Raw genomic sequence first — 22,019 nt, 5'->3', positions numbered from 1 at the left:
GCCTGGGGCTTTTTTTGTGGCCGCTCGGCCGACGTGACCGGCCAATTCTGCCCAAGGATTTTCGATGGCGCCCATTGCAGCGCACAACCTGCAGCCGATACCGGCGAGCCTGGCTCGGCGCCTGGCCGCAGCGACCTACGACCTGATCCTGTGTCTGGCGCTGCTGATGGCTGCCGCCGCGCTGTACAAGCTGGCCCAGATGGGTTGGTACGGTGAGGCCCGTCTGCGCGTCCTTTCCGAGGCGGGTGCGCTGGATCGCGATCCATGGCTGTCGCTGCTGCTGACGAGCCTGTCGTTCGCCTTCTTCGCTCGTTTCTGGACCCATGGCGGACAGACCTTGGGTATGCAGGCCTGGGGCATTCGCGTGCAGAACGTCGACGGCAGCACCGTCAGCCTCGGCCAGGCGCTGCTGCGCTTCGTGCTGGCACTGCTGTCCTGGCTGTGCCTGGGGCTCGGTTGGTGGTGGATGCTGATGGAGCGCCGCCAGCGCACCTGGCACGACCTGGGTTCACGTAGCCAGGTCGTGCGGGTTACCAAAGAAAAAACCGGCCACTGAGGGCCGGTTCGAAGGTGATCGCCAGGCGCTAACCAGCGCGTCGCAGCAGCCAGAGTCCCGCCACCGCGCAGATCGCCGCAGGCAACACCACCGCCAGTAGTGGCGGAAAGCCAAACACCAGGCTCGAAGGCCCGAGCAGGTCCTGGGCAATGCGGAACACGAAGCCCACCAGCACACCGGTGAACACGCGCTGGCCCAGGGTGACCGAGCGCAACGGACCGAAGATGAAGGAGATGGCCATCAATACCAGCGCCGCCGTTACCAGCGGCTGGAGGACCTTGACCCAGAACGCGAGCCAGTACTGACCGTTGTTGAGGCCCTGGTCGGCCAGGTAGTGGATATAGCCCCACAACCCGGAGATGGACAATGCTTCGGGTGCCACGATCACCGTGCTGAGCAACTGGGGGGTCAGGGAGACTTCCCAGCGCTCTTCGGCGGCCTTGACCACTTCGCTGCGATCGGCGTGAAACAGCGTGGTGGTGACGTCGTTCAGCTGCCAGTGATCGCCGTCGTATTGCGCCTTGCGGGCGAAACTGGCGCTGAGCATGTGGCGCTGGTCGTCGAAGCGATAGCGTGTCACCCCATACAGCAGGCCTCGTGGCTGCACCGTGTTGATGTGGATGAACTCGTCACCCTGGCGGTGCCACATGCCGTGCTTGCCGCTTTGCGCATCGCCACTGCCCAAGGCCAGCGAGCGCTCGGCCTGAGCCTTGTTCTCTGCCGGCGGGGCGACGTATTCGCCCACCAGTACGCCGACCACCATCAGCACCAGCATCGGCTTCATCACGGCCCAGACGATGCGCCCCACCGAGACGCCCGCCGCACGCATGATGGTCAACTCGCTGCTGCTGGCCAGGCTGCCGAGGCCGATCAGGCAGCCGATCAAAGCCGCCATCGGCAGCATGTCGTAGACCCGCCGCGGCGCGGTCAGGGCAACGTACTTGCCGGCATCGAACAAGGTGTAGCTGTCGCTGATGTCGCCCATTTCGTCGATGAAGGCGAACAGCGAAGCCAGCCCGAGAATGATGCCCAGCACCGCGAGGATGGCGACCGCCACGCTCTTGCCGATATAGCGATCAAGCTTGACCATGGGTCACCCCCTTGGCGCGACGGCTGGCACGGGCCAGCTTCATCGGTTCCCAGTACATCAGCAGCAGGCCGATGGCCAGGAACAGCACGTGCACCCACCACATGCCCAGTGCTGCAGGCAGGCGGCCTTTTTCCATGGCGCTACGCGCGGCGATGAGCAGAGTCAGGTAGGCCATGTACAGGAGGATCGCCGGCAGCAGTTTGAGGAAGCGTCCCTGGCGCGGGTTGACCCGTGACAACGGGACCGCCATCAAGGTCACGATGAATACCAGCACCGGCAGTGACAGGCGCCACTGCAACTCGGCGCGCGGCCGTGGATCGGTGCTGCCCCACAGCTCGCCGGTGGGGATGGCTTCGCGGTCGGTGATGTCGCTGCTCACGTCGGGCTTGGGCAGAAGCACGCCATAGGTGTCGTACTGGATGGCGCGGTAGTTGGCCTCGCCCGGATTGCCGTCGTAGCGGAAGCCGTTTTCCAGGATCAGGTAGCGGTTGCCGTCGGCGCGCACTTCCTGGCGGCCCTTTTCAGCCACCAGCACGGAGATCCCGCGGTCCTTGGCCTTGTCCTGGGACATGCGCTTCTCGGAAATGAACACGCCGCTGAGATCGACGCGGTTTTCCGAGAGGCTCTGGGTGTAGGTGACCCGCGTGCCATCGCGCAACGCCTGGAAGCGACCGGGCACCAGGGTGTCGAATTCGGTCATGGCGTCCTGCTGGTTGATGATCGTGGCGACCTGGGCAACGCCCTGCGGAGCCAGGCTCAGGCTCAACCACGCCACCAGCAGGGCGACCAGCGTCGCCGGAGCCAGGGTGATGGCCAACAGGCGCTGCTGGCTCATGCCGGTGGCGGAAAGCACGGTCATCTCGCTTTCCAGGTACAGCCGCCCATACGCCAGCAGGATGCCCAGGAACAGGCCCAGCGGCAGGATCAGTTGCAGGAAGCCCGGCAGGCGGAAGCCCATGATCATGAACAGCACGCCGGGGTCCAGGATGCCGGACGCCGCCTGGGCCAGATACTTGATGAAGCGCCCGCTCATGATGATCACCAGGAGCACGGCACTCACGGCGCTCATTGTGATCATGACCTCACGGGACAGATAACGGAAAACGATCAAACCAGACACTCCAGGGTCGTCGCGCGCAGGCAGCCCGACAGGGGAACGTAGCAGCCAGGACAGGGGCCGGCCCGCGTGAGCGGGCCAGGTAAAAAGTCGCCGCATTATCCTGTGAAAGGCTGTGCCTGTCACTTAACAGCGGCATCGGGTGGACAATTACCGCCATGCAAAGGTTGCGAGCGGGCTGGGGCTGGGGTCAAACTGGCTGCTTTCGCGCGAACCGTCTTGCGCAAGCATCGACCTAGAATCAGGGGTTCTGGATATGGAATTGGTTGTAAAGAGCGTTGCTGCCGAATCAGTTAAAACCGCGACCCTGGTCGTCGCCATCGGCGAAGAACGCGCCCTGGGCGCCATTGCCAGCAAGATCGACGGCCTGAGCGGCGGCTTGATCAGCGCTGCACTCAAGCGCGGCGACATCGCCGGGCGTGCGGGCCAGACCCTGTTGCTGCCGGGCGTGCCGGCGCTCAAGGCCGAGCGCCTGCTGCTGGTGGGCAGCGGCAAGGACGACGAACTGGCCGACCGCCCGTGGCGCAAACTGGCCAGCGCTGCCTACGGCGTACTGAAGAACCTGGGCGGCAGCGATGCCGTGTTTGCCTTCGACGAACTGACCGTCAAGGGCCGCGATGCCTATGGCAGAACGCGCCTGTTGGCAGAAACCCTGCTCGATGGCGAGTACGTGTTCGATCGCTTCAAGAGCAAGAAGGCCGATCCACGTGCCTTGCAGAAGATCACCCTGCTGACCCAGAAATCCAGACAGGCCGACGTCGAACGCGCCGTTGCCCACGCCAAGGCGATTGCCAGTGGCATGAGCTTCACCAAGGATCTGGGCAACCTGCCACCCAACCTGTGCCACCCCAGCTTCCTGGCCGAAGCCGCGAAGAGCCTGAGCAAGGCGCACAAGAACCTCAAGGTCGAGATTCACGACGAGAAGAAGCTCAAGGAACTGGGCATGGGTGCGTTCCTGGCCGTAGCCCAGGGCAGTGCGCAGCCACCGCGGTTGATCGTGCTCAACTATCAAGGCGCGAAGAAATCCGAGCAGCCGTACGTGCTGGTCGGCAAGGGCATCACCTTCGACACCGGCGGCATCAGCATCAAGCCAGCCGCCGGCATGGACGAGATGAAGTACGACATGTGCGGTGCTGCCAGCGTGTTCGGCACCCTGCGCGCCGTGCTGGAGCTGGAGCTGCCGATCAACCTGGTGTGCCTGATGGCCTGCGCCGAGAACATGCCCAGTGATCGCGCGACGCGCCCTGGCGACATCGTCGAAACCATGAGCGGGCAGACCGTGGAAATTCTCAACACCGACGCCGAAGGCCGTCTGGTGCTGTGCGACGCGCTGACCTACGCAGAGCGCTTCAACCCGCGCGCGGTGATCGACATCGCGACCTTGACCGGTGCTTGCGTTGTGGCTCTGGGTGGCCATACCACGGGCCTGATGAGCAACAACGAGGCCTTGGTCGGCCAACTGCTGGAAGCCGGCAAGCAGGCCGACGACCGCTGCTGGCAGCTGCCGCTGTTCGAGGAGTACCAGGAGCAACTGGACAGCCCGTTCGCCGACATCGCCAACATCGGCGGGCCGAAGGGCGGCGCCATCACCGCGGGCTGCTTCTTGTCCCGGTTCACCAAGGCCTACGAGTGGGCGCACCTGGACATTGCCGGCACGGCATGGGTCAGTGGCGGCAAGGACAAGGGCGCCACCGGTCGTCCGGTGCCTCTGCTCACCCAGTACCTGCTGGACCGCGCCGGGGTGTAATGCCTCAAGTCCGCGTCGGTCTTTTCGCGGGCAGAGCCCCGCTCCCACACAAGCATGCTTCCTGTGGGAGGGGGCTCTGCCCGCGAAGAGGGCGACTCGGTCTCAAGCACCAGGAACACACCATGCCCCAAGTCGACTTCTATGTTCTGCCCACTCCCCTGCCCGCCGCACGCCTGGATTTCGCCTGCAAGTTGGCTGAAAAAGCCTGGCGGTTGGGCCACCGGGTGTACGTTCATTGCACCGACGCTGCCCAGCGCGAAGCACTGGACGCACGCCTGTGGAGTTTCAAGGGTGAAAGCTTCGTGCCCCACAGCCTTGAAGAGGATGGCCCTCACGCGCCCGTCACATTGGGCATCGCAGCCCAGGCGGCAGGCCATGACGATCTCCTGATCAATCTGGCCTTGAACGTTCCAGGCTTTGCCAGCCAGTTCGCGCGCGTTGCCGAAATTGTCGTCGAAGACCCTGCTATTCGTCAGGCCGCCCGGGAGAGTTTTCGTTTCTACCGTGAACAAGGCTATCCTCTGCAAGACCACCGCTTATCGCGACTTTGAGCCCAAGATGGACAACAACACCAAGCCTTTGCCCAAATCCGTACACCTGCTGGACGACCTCGAGTCGATCCGCAAGCTGCTCGGCGACGACACTCTGCAACCACCGTTGCTGACCGACGCCGTGGTTCGCAGCGAACCCGAGGTGCCGTTGCTGTTCGAACTGCACGACGAACCCGTGGCCAATGCACCGGCGGCCCTGCCGTTGGAACCGGCAGCGGCACCCAGCCCGGCGCAGAATCGCCAGGATACCTTGCTGCACCTGGACGCCGAACTGCGCGCCGCGGCCCAGTTGATCATGCAGGATGTGATCGACGACTTCGCGCCTCACATCGAAACCGAAATCAAGCGCCGCCTCGAAGCGCGCATGGAAAGGTTGCTCAACCAGGGCTGATACCCTCCCCCGCGCCTTCGTGGCCACGGACCGCTCGCCTACCACCGTAGGAGCGGTCATCGGCCGCGAAACAGGCGCTACGGTGTGTCAGCCATACCGAATCGCGCCCATCGCGGCCACGGACCGCTCCTACGCAGCCCGCCTCCCTCCCATAGCCGCCATATCCCCGCTATACTTCCCGGCTTTCTTTGAATAAATGCCTTATAGGGTCCCGCCGCGCATGGATAAGACCTACCAGCCGCACGCTATCGAAACTTCCTGGTACCAGACCTGGGAGGCCGAGAACTATTTCGCCCCGCAAGGTGCCGGCGACTCCTACACCATCATGATTCCGCCGCCGAACGTGACTGGCAGCCTGCACATGGGCCACGGTTTCAACAACGCCATCATGGACGCGCTGATCCGTTTTCGTCGCATGCAGGGCCGCAACACCCTGTGGCAGCCTGGCACCGACCACGCTGGCATCGCCACGCAGATGCTGGTCGAGCGTCAGATCGAAGCCCAGGGGCTGAATCGCCATGATCTGGGCCGGGAAAAATTCCTGGAAAAGATCTGGGAATGGAAAGACCAGTCCGGTGGCAACATCAGCCGCCAGATTCGCCGCCTCGGCTCATCGGTCGATTGGAGCCGCGAACGCTTCACCATGGATGACGGCCTGTCCGAAGCGGTCAAGGAAGCGTTCGTGCGCCTGCACGAAGACGGCCTGATCTACCGCGGCAAGCGCCTCGTCAACTGGGACACCAAGCTGCACACGGCGATCTCCGACCTGGAAGTGGAAAACCACGACGAAAAGGGTTTCCTCTGGAACCTCAAGTACCCGCTGGCAGACGGCGCCAGAACTGCCGAAGGCAATGACTTCCTGATCGTCGCCACCACGCGCCCGGAAACCATGCTCGGTGACGCCGCCGTCGCGGTGAACCCGAACGACGAGCGCTACCAGGCCTTGATCGGCAAGTTCGTCGAACTGCCATTGGTGGGCCGTCGCATTCCGATCATCGCGGATGACTATTGCGACCCTGAGTTCGGTACCGGTTGCGTGAAAATCACCCCGGCCCACGATTTCAACGACTACGAAGTCGGCAAGCGCCACAACCTGCCGCTGCTCAACATCTTCGACAAGAATGCCCAGGTGCTGGCCAGTGCCCAGGTGTTCAACCTCGACGGCACCCTGAACGACAGCGTGGACGGCACCTTGCCCGGCGAATACGCCGGCCTGGACCGCTTCGAGGCACGCAAGCAGATCGTCGCCGCGTTCGACGCCGCCGGCCTGCTGGTCAGCGTCGACGACCACGCCTTGAAAGTGCCGAAGGGTGATCGCTCCGGTACGGTCATCGAGCCTTGGCTGACGGACCAGTGGTACGTGTCCACCAAACCTTTGGCGGAGCCAGCCATCGCTGCCGTGGAAGACGGACGCATCCAGTTCGTACCCAAGCAGTACGAAAACATGTACTTCTCCTGGATGCGTGACATCCAAGACTGGTGCATCAGCCGCCAGCTCTGGTGGGGCCATCGCATTCCAGCCTGGTACGACGAGTCCGGCAAGGTCTATGTCGGCCGCAGCGAAGAGGAAGTGCGCAGCAAGCACGGCTTGGGCGCCGACGTGACGCTCAACCAGGACAACGACGTACTGGATACCTGGTTCAGCTCGGGCCTGTGGACCTTCTCCACCCTGGGCTGGCCGGAACAGACCGAATTCCTGAAGAAATTCCACAGCACCGACGTGCTGGTCACCGGTTTCGACATCATCTTCTTCTGGGTCGCCCGGATGATCATGTTGACCATGCACCTGGTCAAGGACGAGAACGGTACGCCGCAGGTGCCGTTCAAGACCGTCTACGTGCATGGCCTGGTGCGTGACGGCCAGGGCCAGAAGATGTCCAAGTCCAAGGGCAACGTGCTTGACCCGCTGGACATCATCGACGGTATCGAGCTCGAAGCCCTGGTGGAAAAACGCACCAGCGGCCTGATGCAGCCCAAACTGGCGAAGAAGATCGAAAAGCAGACCCGCGACGAGTTCGAAGGCGGCATTGCCAGCTACGGCACCGACGCCTTGCGCTTCACCTTCTGTTCGCTGGCGTCCACCGGTCGTGACATCAAGTTCGACATGGGCCGCGTCGAAGGCTATCGCAACTTCTGCAACAAGATCTGGAACGCGGCGCGCTACGTGCTCGACAAGGGCGAGGATTGCGGCCAGAACGGCGAAGCCTACGAGCTGTCGCTGGCCGATCGCTGGATCATCTCGCAACTGCAGCGCACCGAAGCCGAAGTGACCCGCCACCTCGACCAGTTCCGTTTCGACCTGGCTGCCCAGGCGCTCTACGAGTTCATCTGGAACCAGTATTGCGACTGGTACCTGGAGCTGTCCAAGCCTGTGCTGTGGGACGAAAACGCTCCGATCGAGCGTCAGCGCGGTACTCGCCGCACCTTGGTGCGCGTGCTTGAAGTAGCCCTGCGCCTGGCGCATCCGTTCATGCCGTTCATCACCGAAGAAATCTGGCAGCGCCTGGCGCCGCTCGCCGGTGTGCAGGGCAAGACGATCATGCTGCAGCCTTGGCCGGTGGCCAACGAAAGCCGCATCGATACGGCGGCCGAAGACGACATCGAGTGGCTCAAGGGCCTGATGCTGGGCGTGCGCAACATTCGTGGAGAGATGAACATCGGTCCAGGCAAGCCGCTGGCCCTGTTCCTCAAGAACACCGGCAGCCAGGACCAGCGTCGCCTGCAGGAGAACGATGCCTTGCTGCGCAAGCTTGCCAAGCTGGAATCCATCACCGTGCTTGCCGATGGCCAGGAGGCGCCTCTGAGTGCCACCGCACTGGTCGGCGAGATGGAAGTGCTGGTGCCCATGGCAGGCCTGATCGACAAGGACGCCGAACTGGCGCGTCTGGACAAGGAGATCCAGCGCCTGAATGGTGAAGTGGCACGCGTGGGCGGCAAGTTGTCCAATGCGGCCTTCGTCGACAAGGCGCCTCCCGCCGTCATCGACAAAGAGCGCGCCAAACTGGCCGAAGCCGAACAGGCATTGACCAAGCTGGCCGAACAGCACGCGCGGATCGCCAGCCTGTAATTCGTCTTGCGGGCCTCATCGCGGGCGCTGCTCGCCCCCACAGAGATCTATGCAACCCAGTAGATCCCTGTGGGAGCGGGCTCTGCCCGCGAAGAGGCCGGCAGCCTCACCGGTAACCTCCCCATGTCCACCCCGCAAAAACCCACCCTGCACCCGCGCAATCGCCACCAGGGCCGCTACGATTTCCCGCAACTGATCAAGGCCCACCCGGACCTCGCCCGGTTCGTCATTCTCAACCCGTATGGCAAGCAAAGCATCGACTTCGCCGACCCGGCAGCGGTGAAGGTATTCAATCGGGCCCTGCTCGGAGCGTTGTACGGCATTCGGCACTGGGATATTCCGGCGGGTTACCTCTGCCCGCCCATCCCCGGGCGCGCCGATTATCTGCATTGCCTGGCGGACCTGCTGGCCGAAAGCAACGGAGCAGAGATTCCCAGAGGCACTGCGGTCAAGGCACTGGATGTAGGTGTGGGCGCCAACTGCATCTATCCATTGCTGGGGCACAGTGACTATCGCTGGCAGTTCGTGGGGTCCGACATAGACCCGGTGGCGTTGGCTTCGGCCAATACCATCGTCCAGGCGAACAAGCTGGGCAAGGCCATCACTCTGCGCCTGCAGGGCCAGCCACGGCAGATTCTGCAGGGACTGATAGGCGCCGAGGAACGGTTCGCCGTGACCCTGTGCAACCCACCGTTCCATGCTTCGCTGGAGGATGCCACGCGTGGTAGCCAGCGCAAGTGGCGTGCACTGGGCAAGGCCGATCCCAAGCGCAAGCTGCCGGTGCTGAACTTCGGTGGGCAGAACAACGAGCTGTGGTGTGAAGGGGGCGAGATTCGCTTCGTGACCCAGTTGATCAACGAAAGCGTGGCGCTGGGCAAGCAGGTGTTGTGGTTTTCTACGCTGGTGTCCAAGGCTTCCAACCTTGCGGCCATCCAGGCGACCCTGAGCAAGGTCCAGGCGGCGCAGGTACGCGTGGTGGAAATGGGTCAAGGCCAGAAGCAAAGCCGCTTCGTCGCCTGGACCTTCCTGCCCGAACAGGGGCGTAACAGCTGGTTTACCTCACTACACACATCGTAGGAGCGTTCATCGGCCGCGAAACAGGCGCTGCGGTGTATCAGGCGTACCGCGGCGCGCCCTTCGCGGGCAGAGCCCGCTCCCACAGGGTTGGGTACATTTCGCGGGCACAAAAAAACCGCGCCCGGGTTGACCCGCGGCACGGTTCGTCGAGCCGTTACAATTACTTGTTGACGGAATCGGTCAGCACTTTGGCTGGGACGAACTTGACGACTTTCTTGGCAGCGATTTCGATGGCAGCGCCGGTCGAAGGGTTACGGCCGGTACGGGCAGGACGCTCGGTGATCTTCAGCTTGCCGATACCAGGCAAGGTGATCTCGTTGCCATTTTCCAATTGATCGGCAACGATCTGGCCCAGCTGCTCGATAGCGTTGCGCGCGGTGGTTTTCGGCGCGTCGATAGCTTCAGCGATATCGGCGATCAGTTGGTCTTTGGTTAATGCCATGGTGGTGTACCTTCCCTATCAAATTCAATTGGATTGCAAAGTGCAGCGTAAGTCGGAGCCGGGCGTGCGACGTCCGCCGGGGCTCACGTTTCGGTCATGCCAATCGCCATTGTAGATACCCAGAATGGCGTTTGGTTCGACTCGAAAGCCGCTCTCTGCGGGGCTTCACGGCCTTGTGGGCCGCAAGACCGGGCAAAACTAGCACAGAGCCAGACAAATATCCGCCACAAGCGGTCCTTTTATTCAGCTTTATCATGGGTTTGGCCGAAAAGTAGACGATTTCGTCGTTTCAGCGCACGCGCCCGTCACCAGCAAGCCGTAAAACCCCTATCTACGTTACACTTCGCCCCTTTGCCGCACGGCCCGCCACGTCCACCGTGCCCGTCAAACAGACCAGCCGAGAAGCCCATGCCGATCCGTCACTGCATCGTCCATTTGATCGACAAGAAACCCGACGGCACACCTGCCGTGCTTCACGCGCGCGACAGCGAGCTGGCCGAGTCCAGCGCCATCGAACATCTGCTTGCCGACCTCAATGAAAGCTACAACGCCAAGCAGGGCAAGGCCTGGGGCTTCTTCCATGCCGAGTCCGGCGCGCACCCTTTCAGCGGCTGGCTCAAGGACTACCTGGACGAGGGTCGCGACTTCACCCAGTTCAGCCGCACGGCCGTCGAGCACCTGCAGAAACTGATGGAAGAATCGAATCTATCCACAGGCGGGCATGTGCTGTTCGCGCACTACCAACAGGGCATGACCGATTACCTGGCCATTGCGCTGCTGCACCACAGCGAGGGCGTGGCGGTGACCTCCGAGCTCGACGTCACACCGTCGCGGCATCTGGACCTGGGGCAGTTGCATCTGGCGGCCCGCATCAACCTGTCGGAGTGGCAGAACAACAAGCAGTCGCGGCAGTACATCTCGTTCATCAAGGGCAAGAACGGCAAGAAGGTCTCGGAGTATTTCCGCGACTTCATCGGCTGCCAGGAGGGCGTCGACGGTCCGGGAGAAACGCGGACACTGCTCAAGGCCTTCAGCGACTTCGTCGAAAGCGAAGACCTGCCCGAAGAGTCCGCACGGGAGAAAACCCAGACCTTGGTGGACTACGCCACCAGTCAGAGCAAGATGGGCGAGCCGGTGACGTTGAAGGAGTTGTCGGGGCTGATAGATGAAGACCGCCCGCAGGCCTTCTATGACCATATCCGCAACAAGGATTACGGCTTGTCGCCCGAGATCCCGGCGGACAAGCGCACCCTCAACCAGTTTCGCCGCTTCACCGGGCGCGCCGAGGGGTTGTCGATCAGTTTCGAAGCCCATTTGCTGGGTTCCAAGATCGAATACGATGAAGAGGCCGGCACCTTGATCATCAAGGGCCTGCCGTCCCAACTGACCGACCAGCTCAAACGCCGCAAGGACTGACCTGACCCTACAGCGGTGCGCCTGCACCCCGTAGGAGCGGTCACCGGCCGCGAAGCAGGCGCCTCGGTGTAACGCGCTGAACGTAAGGCCGTTACTGCTTCGCGAGGGCAAAACCGACGCGTGGGAAATGCACATGCACCACGCCGGCGCGCTCGTCTTCGCGCCTGATGATCAATTCCTCGGCCCCGGCAAACAACAACTCTCCCCGCACGGGGTCGACGCCGTAGTCCACTGCCGCGACGCTTACCTGATCACCAACCTTGAACCCATTGGGGTCTTCGAACGTTTCCGTAGGCAAGGCTGCCGGAGTAGCCGCCTTGGCTATCGCCAGCGCCTCATCGGCACTCAGGTCACTGTAGGTGCCGTGGCCAAAGCCCAGCACGCGCCCCAGCCAGGCATGAATGGCGGGATAGATATCCACCAGCGGTGCAGTGACCGGCGTGCCCTTGAGAAACCACAACAGATGGGCCAGGGAGAAATCTGCCAAAGTAGGTTCGCCAAACAGGTAATCGCCTTCTGCGTCCTGCAGCTGCTGTTCCAGGCGCGTCATGAACGTCGGCCACTGATGCTTGGCCTGCTCGACCGACAAACGAGTGGCCGTACCACCCTGGAACAGCGCCATGCGATCGGCGATGAACGCCTTGGCGGCGTCTTCCGGCAGGCGCGCCAGACGGGCACTGATGGACTCGGGTTGAAATACCAGGCTGACGGCATGCTGGAACAGCACAGAATCGGCCCAGGCGGCGAAGGTGGCGACAGTCAGTTCCTGGCCTTGGGGCAACAGCGATGGGAAGGCTTTTTCCTGGTCCAGACGGCGAGCGATCAGGGCCGTGTCGCAATACACATCGGCGCCCACCTGCAACACCGGGGTCTTGCGGTAGCCACCGGTCAACGCCGTCAGATCGGGTTTGGGCATGATCGGCGAAATCAGTACCGAACGCCACGCGAGCCCTTTGAAGCCGAGCATCAGGCGGGCCTTTTCGGCGAACGGCGAGGTCGGATAGTGATGCAGGATCAAGTCGGACATATCGGCTCCAGCAGGGTGGGAAAGCTCACAGCTTACTCGCCCGCGCGCAGAGCACATACCCCTGTAGCAGCGGCGCAAGCCGCGTCGGCGGTGTATGCGCTGTGCCTGCATGAACGCGGTGCCACCGGACGCGGCTCGCGCCGCTGCTACACGGATTGCGTGCTCTGTAGCAGCGGCGCAAGTCGCGTCGGCGGTGTATGCGCTGTGCCTGCATGAACGCGCTGCCACCGGACGCGGCTCGCGCCGCTGCTACAGGGATTGCGTGCTCTGTAGCAGCGGCGCAAGCCGCGTCGGCGGTGTATGCGCTGTGCCTGAATGAACGCGGTGCCACCGGACGCGGCTCGCGCCGCTGCTACAGGGGGCGGAAAGACGCTACCAGATGCTCCTTGGCAACTTTGCGCAGGCGCTTGATCAGCCGCTCGTGGCGCAGCGCTTCACCTTTGCTGGGCCAGGTTTCGTAGTACACCAATGCCACTGCCGGGCTGGAGAGAAAAAAACGCGCGCCCTTGCCACTCTGGTGCTTGGCGAAACGGCGCTGCGGGTCGTCGCTGATGCCGCAGTAGAGCGAGCCATTCGCCGCGCGGACCAGGTAGACATACCAGGGCTTGGGTGGCGTGATGTCGGTCATTGATTCAGCAACGCCTGTAGGCAAACCCGCGGCATCATTCCACCTTCGTCGCCACCGCACGCACATGCAGCGTACGCCCGGCCCCCATACCCGCCGCCGTGGCGGCGATGCCAATCACGGCAAACACCCACCCGACTGCGCTCCAGCCGCCCGTCATGTCGTGCACCAACCCTACCGCGAAGGGCCCCATCGACGCGATGGTATAGCCCACACCTTGAGCCATGCTCGACAGGTTGGCTGCCACATGGGCGTCCCGCGAGCGCAGCACGATCAGGGTCAACGCCAGTGCGAACACTCCGCCCTGCCCCAGCCCGAGCACGATCGCCCAGCCCCATATCCCGCTCAATGGTGCGTAAAGCAGGCCGAACAAACCGGCCAGACTCATCGCCATCACCGCGACAATCGGCAAGCGCTGATCACGACCTCGGGTGGCCAGCCAAGGCACAGTGAGTGCGCTGGGCAACTGCACGATGATCGAGAACGACATGACCAGTCCTGCCTCGGCGGCAGACAAGCCCCGGCCGATCAGGATCGACGGCAGCCAGCCAAAGACGATGTAGGCCAGCGACGACTGCAAGCCCATGAACAGCGTGACCTGCCAGGCCAAGGGATCGCGGAACAAGCCACTGACACGATAGCGGGCACGCTGGACGCCGTGCTTTTGCCGCGTCTGGGGCAGCCAGAACACGGCCGCCAGCAATGCAGGCACCATCCAGAACGCCAGACCGATGCGCCAGCTGTCATCGAAATACTGGCTGAGGGGAACGCTGGAACCGGCGGCCAGCGCTGCCCCCAGGCACAGCGCCATGGTGTAGACGCCGGTCATCGTCCCGGCCTGTCGGGCGAAGTCGCGCTTGACTATGCCAGGCAGCAACACGCCGATGATCCCGATGCTGCCGCCGGCCACCAGGCTGCCGATGAACAATCCCCACACCCCTAATTGGCTGCGCAGGGCAATGCCGGCGGCCAGCACGAGCAACACACCCAAGACCACCCGTTCGCTGTCGAAACGCCGTGCCAGCAGAGGCGCCAAGGGTGCGAACAGACCCAGGCACAGAACCGGAAGCGTGGTCAGCAGGCCGGCCGTCGAGCCGCTCAGGCCGAGACTGGCCGAGACCTGCGCGAGCAAGGGCGCCATGCTCGACAAGGCCGGACGCAGGTTCAGCGCCACCAGCACCAGGCCAAGGATCAGCAACCAGGGTTTATGCAACGGCGTCACGACGTCGCTGCTCGAAGCGGTACAGTTGGCAGTAGGCATAAGGGTCCAGAAACGAAAGTGCGGACCATTGCCAGAACGCGAACGCCTGATGGTCTCTTGGATACGGCTTTGAGCGAGGAAGCGTAGAGCGTATTGCCAGCAATGGCAAATGCCCAGCCAGCAGGGTGCCATCGAAACCACAGCGCACCCTTCGCGGCCACGGACCGCTCCTACACCGTTCCCGCATTCCCCGTAGGAGCGGTCATCGGCCGCGAAGCAGGCGCCGCGGTGTATCCGGCGAACCGCAGCGCACCCTCCGCGGCCACGGACCGCTCCTACACCGTTCCCGCATTCCCCGTAGGAGCGGTCATCGGCCGCGAAGCAGGCCCCGCGGTGTATCCGGCGAACCGCAGCGCACCCTTCGCGGCCACGGACCGCTCCTACACCGTTCCCACATTCCCCGTAGGAGCGGTCATCGGCCGCGAAGCAGGCGCTGCGGTGCGGCAGACCTGATACGAAAAAACCCGGGCACAGGCCCGGGTTTTTCGTGTGCCGCAAACGGCAATCAGTGCAGGATCTGGCTCAGGAACATCCGGGTCCGGTCGCTCTGCGGGTTATCGAAGAAGTCGTTCGGCGCGGCCTGTTCGACGATCTCGCCCTTGTCCATGAAGATCACCCGGTTCGCCACGGTGCGCGCGAAGCCCATTTCGTGGGTCACGCAGAGCATGGTCATACCGTCTTCGGCCAGGCCGATCATGGTGTCGAGTACTTCCTTGACCATTTCCGGATCGAGCGCCGAAGTCGGTTCGTCGAACAGCATGATCTTGGGCTTCATGCACAACGCCCGCGCAATGGCCACGCGCTGTTGCTGGCCACCGGACAGCTGCCCGGGGAACTTGTGCGCCTGCTCCGGGATGCGCACGCGCTCCAGGTAATGCATGGCGATTTCCTCGGCCTGGCGCTTGGGCATCTTGCGCACCCACATCGGCGCCAGCGTGCAGTTCTGCAGGATAGTCAGATGAGGAAACAGGTTGAAGTGCTGGAACACCATGCCCACTTCGCGCCGTACCGTCTCGATCTGCTTGAGATCGTTGGTCAGCTCCACGCCGTCGACGATGATGGTGCCCTTCTGATGCTCTTCCAGGCGGTTCAGGCAACGGATGGTGGTCGACTTGCCCGAGCCCGAGGGCCCGCACAGGACGATGCGCTCGCCCTGGGCCACGTTCAGGTTGATGTCCTTGAGCACGTGGAACTGGCCGTACCACTTGTTCACGCCTTGCATCTGGATGATGCCCGGTGCGCCCGCCGGTTTCTTGATCGCTTCACTCATGATTAAGCTCCTAACGCTTGTGGCCAGTGTCCAGCTTGCGCTCCAGATGCATGGAGTAGCGGGACATACCGAAACAGAAGATCCAGAACACCAGGGCCGCGAACACGTAGCCCTCCGTTGCCATGCCCAGCCATGCCGGGTCGGCTGCCGCCTGCTTGACACTGTTGAGCAGGTCGAACAGGCCGATGATGATCACCAGGCTGGTGTCCTTGAACAATGCAATGAAGGTGTTGACGATGCCCGGGATGACCATCTTCAAGGCCTGCGGCAGGATCACCAGGCCCATGCTGCGCCAGTAGCCCAGCGCCATGGCCGAGGCCGCCTCGTACTGCCCCTTGGGAATCGCCTGCATGCCACCGCGCACCACTTCGGCTACATAGGCGGACTGGAACAGGATGACCCCGATGAGCGCCCGCAGCAACTTGTCGAAGTTCATGCCCTCGGGCAGGAACAGCGGCAGCATGACCGAAGACATGAACAGCACGGTGATCAACGGCACGCCGCGCCAGAACTCGATGAAGGTCACGCAGACCACCTTCACCGCCGGCATCTTCGAACGCCGGCCCAACGCCAGCAGGATCCCCAGCGGCAAGGCGCCAGCGATGCCCACGGTAGCGATCACCAGGGTCAGCATCAGGCCACCCCACTGGCTGGTTGCCACGGTCGGCATGCCGAACGCGCCGCCGTGCAGCAGGAAGTAGGCGATGACCGGGTACAGCACCAGGAAGCCGATGCCATAGACCGCTTTGCGCTTGAACCGCGACATGAACAGCGGCGCCACACCCAGCACTGCCAGCCACACGGTCAGATCGACGCGCCAGCGCAGTTCGGGCGGGTAATAGCCATACATGAACTGACCGAAACGCTGCTGGATGAACACCCAGCAGGCGCCTTCCTTGGTGCAGTCGGCACGGGTGGTGCCGACCCAGTTTGCGTCGAAGATCGACCAGCTCAACAGCGGCGGCACGATCAGCCAGATCAGGTACAGCGACAGCAGGGTCAGCAGCGTGTTGAGCCAGCTGGAAAACAGGTTCCGGCGCATCCACGCAACAGGTCCGAAGACTTTGCTCGGTGGTGGCTGGTCGGGTTTGAAAATATGGGTCGTCATGCGCTCATCCTCACCGTTCGATCAGCGCAATGCGCTTGTTGTACCAGTTCATCAGCAGGGAAATGCTGATACTGATCGCCAGGTACACGCTCATGGTGATGGCAATGACTTCGATCGCCTGACCGGTCTGGTTGAGCACGGTACCGGCGAACAGCGAAACCATTTCCGGGTAACCGATACCCGCTGCCAGGGAAGAGTTCTTCGCCAGGTTCAGGTATTGGCTGGTCAGTGGCGGAATGATCACACGCAGGGCCTGCGGGATGATCACCTTGCGCAGGGTCGGGCCGTTGCGCAGCCCCAGCGAGTGGGCCGCTTCGGTCTGGCCGTGGCTGACCGACTTGATGCCCGAGCGCACGATCTCGGCAATGAACGCCGCGGTGTACACGGTCAGGGCCAGGGTCAAGGCCAGCAGTTCCGGGATCAATACCCAGCCACCGACGAAGTTGAAGCCCTTGAGCTCGGGTTTCTCCCAATGCACCGGCGTGCCGAAGATCAGCGCGCACAGGACCGGCAATACGATGATGATCGCCAGGCCCACCCAGAACTTGTGGAACGGCTGGCCGGTGGCCTCGAAGCGCTTGGTGGCCCACTTGGACATCAGTACGACGCCCACGATGGCTACCACCACGCTGATAGCGAATGGCCAGAAGCCTGGCGCCGCCAGCGCGGCCGGCATGTTCAAGCCACGGCTGCTGACGTAGAAGCTGTCCATGAAACCATGTGCCGCGCGCGGACCCGGCAGGGTCAGGAACACCGCGAAATACCAGAACAGGATCTGCAGCAGCGGCGGGATGTTGCGGAACACCTCGATGTAGACGGTCGCCAGCTTGTTGATCATGAAGTTGGGCGACAGTCGCGCCACGCCGATCACGAAGCCCAGCACGGTCGCCAGGATGATGCCGATGATCGACACCAGCAAGGTATTGAGCAGGCCGATCAGGAACACGCGCGCGTAGCTGTCCGATTCGGTGTAGTCGATCAGATGTTGGGCAATGCCGAAGCCGGCACTGCGTTCAAGGAAGTCGAAGCCGGAAGTGATGCCCCGGTGTTGCAGGTTGGTCTGTGTGTTGTCGAACAGAAACCAGCCCATACCGACCACCGCCACAATGGTGATGATCTGGAAAAGCCACGCACGCACACGTGGATCAGTCAGGGATAACCCCTGCTTGGGTGCGCCGATTTGATTTTGCATGGAAAGCCCCAGGAGAGATGGAGAACAGCGCCCGACGGCAACGTGCCGTCAGGCGCCGGGCCGATCAGCGCACCGGAGGTGCGTACTGGATACCGCCAGCGTTCCAGAGAGCGTTCTGGCCACGATCGATCTTCAGCGGGGTGTTCGCGCCCAGGTTGCGCTCGAACATCTCGCCGTAGTTGCCGACCTGCTTGACGATCTGCACGACCCAATCCTTCGGCAGTTTCAGATCCTTGCCGTATTCGCCATCGGCGCCCAGCAAGCGTGCCACGTCAGGGTTCTTGGTGGCTTTGGCTTCGGCTTCGACGTTCTTCGAAGTCACGCCTGCCTCTTCAGCGTTGAGCTGGGCGAACAGGGTCCACTTGACGATCGCCAGCCAGTCTTCATCACCGCGGCGTACCACTGGGCCCAGCGGCTCCTTGGAGATGGTTTCCGGCAACACGACGTAATCGTTCGGCGCGGCCAGCTTGCTGCGCTGGGCGAACAGCTGCGACTTGTCGGAGGTCAATACGTCGCAACGGCCGCCTTCCAGGGACTTGGCGCTTTCGTCGGAGGTGTCGAAGGTAATCGGGGTGTACTTCAGGCCATTGCCACGGAAGTAGTCGGACACGTTCAGCTCGGTGGTGGTACCGGCCTGGATGCAGATGGTGGCGCCGTCCAGTTCCTTGGCACTTTTCACGCCCAGCTTGTTGTTCACCAGGAAGCCGATGCCGTCGTAGTAGGTGACGCCGGCGAAGACCATGCCCATGCCCGCATCGCGGGAGCTGGTCCAGGTGGTATTGCGCGACAGAATGTCGATTTCACCGGACTGCAGCGCAGTGAAGCGCTCCTTGGCATTCAGTTGGCTGAACTTGACCTTGGTAGCATCACCGAACACGGCAGCCGCGACAGCGCGGCAGACGTCGGCGTCGATACCGACGATCTTGCCCGAAGCATCAGGAACGGAGAAACCAGGCAGGCCGTCGGAGACGCCGCACTGTACGAAACCTTTCTTCTGGATGGCGTCCAGAGTGGCACCCGCCTGAGCGAAGCTGCTTACGCCCAGAACGGTCGCAGCGGTCAGTACAGCCAGGGTGGATTTCAACATCTTCATTCAAAACCTCCAGTTGCTCTTGTTGTGTCCGAGCTTGAATTGCGCTGCACCTAAATGAGGCGCTGTCGACCCGTGTCGGCTTGTTGTTGGGTCAAAGCTTCAATCGCAATACAAGTGATGAACCCGACCGACCGGATGGCCCGACCGGGATATGCAACGCTTGCCCCCGCTCCCCGCAAGGTTCGACGCAGTGGACTGCGGCGTCTCTGGTGATCATCGGCAAATTTTTCCGCATCGTCGTTGACTACTCTGCGTCAGTCCATAACGGTTCTATAGTGTTACCGCCGATGACGATGCTGGTATTACGCCAGTTACATAGCAAGCGTCGTACCATAGTGAATCGCATCAGCGTTTAAATGCACGTCAATAGAAAAACTTGTAGCCTTGCGACATCTTCTTCAGAGATCGCACCATCGCGCCTCGTTGCACTGCACTCAAACAGAGCGGGCGCCTCACAACGGAGCAACCATGACCGACCCCTTGATCATCGAACCCGACAACAGCGTCGACGCCTGTGTCATCTGGCTGCATGGCCTAGGCGCTGACCGATATGACTTCCTGCCCGTGGCGGAAGCCTTGCAGCAACGATTGCAGGGAACACGTTTCGTACTGCCGCAGGCACCCACTCGCGCAGTGACGATCAACGGCGGCTACGCCATGCCCAGCTGGTACAACATCATTGCCATGAGTCCTGCACGGGCCATCGACCAAAGCCAGCTGGAGGCGTCTGCGCAGATGCTTTGCGGGCTGATCGAGGAGCAGCAGGCCAGCGGCATCCCGCCCGAAAGGATCTTCATCGCAGGCTTTTCCCAGGGTGGCGCGGTGGCATTACATACGGCCTATATCACTTGGCAGGGTCCGCTTGGGGGAGTGCTGGCGCTGTCGACCTACGCTCCGACTTTCGACGAACAAATCGAACTGGCCGCCAGCCAGCAGCGCACGCCGGCGCTGTGCCTGCACGGGCAGAATGACGAAGTAGTGATCAACGCCATGGGCCGCAGCGCCTATGAATACCTCAAACGCTGGGGCGTGGACGCAGCGTGGCAGGAATACCCCATGGGTCACCAAGTGTTACCGCAAGAGATCGCCGACATCGGCGACTGGCTGGCCGAACGGTTGCACTGACACCTTGCACATCCGCAGGCGCGACCTGTGGCCGCGAAGCAGGCGCCGCGGTGTGTCCGGCGAACCGCAGCGCACCCTTCGCGGCCGCGGGCCGCTCCTACATAGGTTCGCGGTCGACTCGTAGGAGCGGTCATCGGCCGCGAAGCAGGCGCCGCGGTGTGTCAGGCGAACCGCAGCGCACCCTTCGCGGCCGCGGGCCGCTCCTACATAGGTTCGCGGTCGTCTCGTAGGAGCGGTCATCGGCCGCGAAGCAGGCGCCGCGCAGTACCGGCCACACAGCGGCCACCGTACGTCCCCACCACTCTTCTATCGTCGTGCTCGATTCTTGCATTACACTGCCTGACGTTCATTCCTCAACCAATCGATGAGAAGCCTGTGCTCAAAGCACTCAAGAAGATGTTCGGCAAAAGCGAGGCGCAACCCCTTGCAGCCGACACTGGCGCCACCCGCGCCCTACCCGTCGACACCCACGCATCGACCCAGCCGGCCGCCGTTGCGCCAGCCCCCAGCGTCAGCCCCGAACCCGAAGCACCCGCACCGACCGTGATCGCCGATGAAAAGCCTGTGCGGGTCCGTCAGCCCAAACCCGTCGCGCCTGCCTGGAGCCGTACCGATTTTCAGGTGGAAGCGCAGGAAGGCAAGACACGCTTCCACGACTTCGCGCTCACCGACGAGCTGATGCACGCCATCCACGACCTGGGTTTTCCGTACTGCACACCGATCCAGGCCCAGGTGCTGGGCTACACGCTCGAGGGCCGCGACGCCATCGGCCGCGCCCAGACCGGCACCGGCAAGACCGCTGCCTTCCTCGTGTCGATCATCTCCCAACTGCAGCAGACCCCTCCGCCCAAGGAGCGCTTCATGGGCGAGCCGCGCGCGCTGATCATCGCGCCGACCCGTGAGTTGGTGGTGCAGATTGCCAAGGACGCCGCGGACCTGACCAAGTACACCGGCCTGAACGTGATGACGTTCGTCGGCGGCATGGACTTCGACAAGCAACTCAAGCAGCTCGAAGCACGCCATTGCGACATCCTGGTTGCCACCCCCGGCCGCCTGCTGGACTTCAACCAGCGCGGCGAAGTGCACCTGGACATGGTCGAGGTGATGGTGCTCGATGAAGCCGACCGCATGCTCGACATGGGCTTCATACCCCAGGTGCGCCAGATCATCCGCCAGACGCCACCCAAACAGGAACGCCAGACCCTGCTGTTCTCCGCCACTTTCACCGCAGACGTGATGAACCTCGCCCAGCAGTGGACCACCGACCCGGCCATCGTCGAGATCGAGCCGGAAAACGTGGCCAGCGAAAGCGTCGAGCAGCATGTGTATGCAGTGGCTGGCAGCGACAAATACAAACTGCTCTACAACCTGGTCACCAGCAACGACTGGGAGCGCGTCATCGTGTTTGCCAACCGCAAGGACGAAGTCCGCCGCATCGAAGAGCGTCTGGTGCGCGATGGCGTGAATGCCGCGCAACTGTCCGGCGATGTGCCGCAGCACAAGCGTATCAAGACCCTGGAAGGGTTCCGCGAAGGCAAGATTCGCGTGCTGGTGGCCACCGATGTGGCGGGCCGCGGCATCCACATCGACGGCATCAGCCATGTGATCAATTTCACCTTGCCCGAAGTGCCGGATGACTACGTTCACCGCATCGGGCGTACTGGCCGGGCTGGCAGCAGCGGTGTTTCGATCAGCTTCGCCGGCGAAGACGATTCCTACCAGCTCCCATCGATCGAGGCGTTGCTGGGTCGCAAGATCAACTTCGAAATGCCGTCCGCCGAGCTGCTGAAACCCGTCGAAACCAAGCACCCTTGACCGCTGTAGGAGCGGTCCGCGGCCGCGAAAGCCGCACCGCGATTTAGCG

19 protein-coding genes are annotated in these 22,019 nt (G+C 62.6%); 9 read left to right on the top strand and 10 right to left on the bottom strand.

The window, feature by feature from the left end:
- Positions 1 to 64: 64 nt before the first annotated feature.
- Complete coding sequence (locus IFT75_RS04055) at positions 65 to 556, top strand: RDD family protein (protein WP_192053500.1); 492 nt, start codon at positions 65 to 67, stop codon at positions 554 to 556.
- Positions 557 to 584: 28 nt separating this feature from the next.
- On the opposite strand, the gene lptG is transcribed toward IFT75_RS04055, so the two are convergent.
- Positions 585 to 1,646, bottom strand: a complete 1,062-nt coding sequence (gene lptG, locus IFT75_RS04050) for an LPS export ABC transporter permease LptG (protein WP_192053498.1) — start codon at positions 1,644 to 1,646, stop codon at positions 585 to 587.
- Positions 1,633 to 2,757, bottom strand: coding sequence for an LPS export ABC transporter permease LptF (gene lptF / locus IFT75_RS04045; RefSeq protein WP_122479621.1), 1,125 nt, complete (start codon positions 2,755 to 2,757; stop codon positions 1,633 to 1,635). Before lptF ends, lptG begins: the two co-directional genes overlap by 14 nt.
- 262 nt (positions 2,758 to 3,019) lie before the next feature.
- Here lptF and IFT75_RS04040 point away from each other — a divergent pair, with 262 nt between their 5' ends.
- The 5 genes from IFT75_RS04040 (at position 3,020) to rlmF (ending at position 9,596) form a co-directional block, all read left to right on the top strand.
- The gene (locus IFT75_RS04040; RefSeq protein ID WP_192053496.1) at positions 3,020 to 4,510 is read left to right on the top strand and encodes a leucyl aminopeptidase; all 1,491 of its coding nucleotides are present in this window, start codon (positions 3,020 to 3,022) and stop codon (positions 4,508 to 4,510) included.
- 122 nt (positions 4,511 to 4,632) lie between these two features.
- The gene (locus IFT75_RS04035; protein ID WP_122479623.1) at positions 4,633 to 5,061 is read left to right on the top strand and encodes a DNA polymerase III subunit chi; all 429 of its coding nucleotides are present in this window, start codon (positions 4,633 to 4,635) and stop codon (positions 5,059 to 5,061) included.
- A 7-nt stretch (positions 5,062 to 5,068) separates the two neighbouring features.
- Positions 5,069 to 5,452, top strand: a complete 384-nt coding sequence (locus tag IFT75_RS04030; RefSeq protein WP_192053494.1) for a DNA polymerase III subunit chi — start codon at positions 5,069 to 5,071, stop codon at positions 5,450 to 5,452.
- Positions 5,453 to 5,672: 220 nt separating this feature from the next.
- Entirely contained in the window at positions 5,673 to 8,519 is a 2,847-nt protein-coding gene (locus IFT75_RS04025) for a valine--tRNA ligase (protein WP_192053492.1), read from the top strand.
- A gap of 123 nt (positions 8,520 to 8,642) precedes the next feature.
- A complete protein-coding gene (rlmF, locus tag IFT75_RS04020; RefSeq protein ID WP_192053490.1) occupies positions 8,643 to 9,596 on the top strand; it encodes a 23S rRNA (adenine(1618)-N(6))-methyltransferase RlmF in 954 nt (317 codons plus the stop codon).
- A 160-nt stretch (positions 9,597 to 9,756) separates the two neighbouring features.
- Here rlmF and IFT75_RS04015 read toward each other — a convergent pair whose 3' ends face one another.
- Entirely contained in the window at positions 9,757 to 10,038 is a 282-nt protein-coding gene (locus tag IFT75_RS04015) for an HU family DNA-binding protein (RefSeq protein WP_122479627.1), read from the bottom strand.
- A gap of 408 nt (positions 10,039 to 10,446) precedes the next feature.
- On the opposite strand from IFT75_RS04015, the gene yejK reads away from it, so the two are divergent.
- Positions 10,447 to 11,454 (top strand): nucleoid-associated protein YejK, encoded by a 1,008-nt coding sequence (gene yejK, locus IFT75_RS04010; protein ID WP_192053488.1) that lies wholly within the window; start codon positions 10,447 to 10,449, stop codon positions 11,452 to 11,454.
- Positions 11,455 to 11,545: 91 nt separating this feature from the next.
- Here the strand turns inward: yejK and IFT75_RS04005 are convergent, their stop codons facing one another.
- The 7 genes from IFT75_RS04005 to IFT75_RS03975 all read right to left on the bottom strand — a co-directional run bounded on the left by IFT75_RS04005 (position 11,546) and on the right by IFT75_RS03975 (position 19,030).
- Positions 11,546 to 12,481 carry a glutathione S-transferase family protein gene (locus tag IFT75_RS04005; protein ID WP_192053486.1) on the bottom strand — a complete coding sequence of 312 codons (936 nt, stop codon included), beginning with the start codon at positions 12,479 to 12,481 and terminating at the stop codon, positions 11,546 to 11,548.
- A gap of 352 nt (positions 12,482 to 12,833) precedes the next feature.
- Entirely contained in the window at positions 12,834 to 13,109 is a 276-nt protein-coding gene (locus IFT75_RS04000) for a GIY-YIG nuclease family protein (RefSeq protein WP_192053484.1), read from the bottom strand.
- A 34-nt stretch (positions 13,110 to 13,143) separates the two neighbouring features.
- Positions 13,144 to 14,367, bottom strand: a complete 1,224-nt coding sequence (locus IFT75_RS03995) for an MFS transporter (protein WP_192053482.1) — start codon at positions 14,365 to 14,367, stop codon at positions 13,144 to 13,146.
- A gap of 505 nt (positions 14,368 to 14,872) precedes the next feature.
- A complete protein-coding gene (locus IFT75_RS03990) occupies positions 14,873 to 15,637 on the bottom strand; it encodes an amino acid ABC transporter ATP-binding protein (protein WP_043186354.1) in 765 nt (254 codons plus the stop codon).
- A gap of 10 nt (positions 15,638 to 15,647) precedes the next feature.
- Positions 15,648 to 16,745: an amino acid ABC transporter permease gene (locus tag IFT75_RS03985; RefSeq protein ID WP_043186351.1), complete on the bottom strand. Its 1,098-nt coding sequence runs from the start codon at positions 16,743 to 16,745 to the stop codon at positions 15,648 to 15,650.
- Positions 16,746 to 16,755: 10 nt separating this feature from the next.
- On the bottom strand, positions 16,756 to 17,937 hold the full coding sequence (locus IFT75_RS03980) for an amino acid ABC transporter permease (protein WP_192053480.1): 1,182 nt from the start codon (positions 17,935 to 17,937) through the stop codon (positions 16,756 to 16,758).
- Positions 17,938 to 18,001: 64 nt separating this feature from the next.
- On the bottom strand, positions 18,002 to 19,030 hold the full coding sequence (locus IFT75_RS03975; protein ID WP_122479633.1) for an amino acid ABC transporter substrate-binding protein: 1,029 nt from the start codon (positions 19,028 to 19,030) through the stop codon (positions 18,002 to 18,004).
- 468 nt (positions 19,031 to 19,498) lie between these two features.
- On the opposite strand from IFT75_RS03975, the gene IFT75_RS03970 reads away from it, so the two are divergent.
- A complete protein-coding gene (locus IFT75_RS03970) occupies positions 19,499 to 20,155 on the top strand; it encodes an alpha/beta hydrolase (RefSeq protein ID WP_192053478.1) in 657 nt (218 codons plus the stop codon).
- A gap of 375 nt (positions 20,156 to 20,530) precedes the next feature.
- Complete coding sequence (gene rhlB, locus IFT75_RS03965) at positions 20,531 to 21,970, top strand: ATP-dependent RNA helicase RhlB (RefSeq protein WP_192053476.1); 1,440 nt, start codon at positions 20,531 to 20,533, stop codon at positions 21,968 to 21,970.
- Positions 21,971 to 22,019: the final 49 nt, after the last annotated feature.

Source organism: Pseudomonas sp. CFBP 8758, from assembly GCF_014841725.1.
GTDB lineage: Bacteria > Pseudomonadota > Gammaproteobacteria > Pseudomonadales > Pseudomonadaceae > Aquipseudomonas > Aquipseudomonas baltica.
Note: the sequence above shows the minus strand (reverse complement) of the source record. Positions and strands in the feature narration are given on the sequence as shown.